Raw genomic sequence first — 899 nt, forward strand, 5'->3', positions numbered from 1 at the left:
GCGTGACGTGCTTGGACGCATTGCGGATCACCCGGTCAACGAGATCGAATCGCTGTTGCCGTGGAATACCGGCACGCCGAGCTCGTCAGCGCTTAACCAGGCTAATTAGGTGCCCACTTAGCAATAAGTGGGGGCTTCACGGCCTGTGCGCTCGCCGTGATAACCGCCTACCAATTCGACGTCGTCAACATGTCCTGGCTGGACGCTTACGAACCAACTGACCTTGGAATCCTTTCTTGCTGCCTTCGAAGGTAACGCCGATTGTGCTTTTCTGCAGGCGTTTGATCGTCGTCACAAGGCGCTCATAGCCTTTCCCTGACGTGTCCCAACCGAGCAGTTTGAGCATCGCGTAACCGGTGAACTCGACGCGCTCGGATAGCTGCGTGTCGCGAGCTAAGTGCAAAATTTCAACGAACACGTCGGCATCGTCTTGCCGTAGCTCTTCGCCCTCAAGCGTGATCGTCGTGCCGCCTACGCTGGCGATCTCTTTGCCGATGCGGTAAAACGTAAGCGCCCGGCAATCCCATCTTGAACGAAGCGCATCAAACCAGCGACGATCGTGTCCACCTTAAACTTAAGTAGACACGTGTACACCGTAAGCGATCAATACCCCACACATAGCTGAGGCGGTTGAAATAACGGAGGATGTGTCCATCAAATTTAATGGACATATCGCGATGATCGAAGACAGGCTGGATTTTTTACCGCTGCGAGTCACACATGTTGCCCCGGATGGCAGACGAAGTTTCAATAGGCAGGACAAGCGACAGCTAATCGAGGTGTGCCTGCAACCCGGCGTCTCGGTTGCCGGCATGGCGCTCAAGGCCAACGTGAACGCGAACCAGTTGCGCCAATGGATTCATAAGTACCAGGCGACCCGTCAAGACGCGGATGCACAG

The 899-nt window shown here is 55.2% G+C and carries 2 protein-coding genes; one reads left to right on the plus strand and one right to left on the minus strand.

Annotation, left to right across the window (positions count from 1 at the left end; genetic code table 11):
• Positions 1–184 precede the first annotated feature (184 nt).
• On the minus strand, positions 185–496 hold the full coding sequence (gene trfA, locus HV670_RS30170) for a plasmid replication initiator TrfA (protein WP_175108567.1): 312 nt from the start codon (positions 494–496) through the stop codon (positions 185–187).
• A 181-nt stretch (positions 497–677) separates the two neighbouring features.
• Here trfA and HV670_RS30175 point away from each other — a divergent pair.
• Positions 678–899 (plus strand): transposase (locus HV670_RS30175; RefSeq protein ID WP_175108566.1); only part of this gene is annotated, 222 nt, incomplete at its 3' end.

Origin of the sequence: Pararobbsia alpina, assembly GCF_902859895.1 — a bacterium.
GTDB lineage: Bacteria > Pseudomonadota > Gammaproteobacteria > Burkholderiales > Burkholderiaceae > Pararobbsia > Pararobbsia alpina.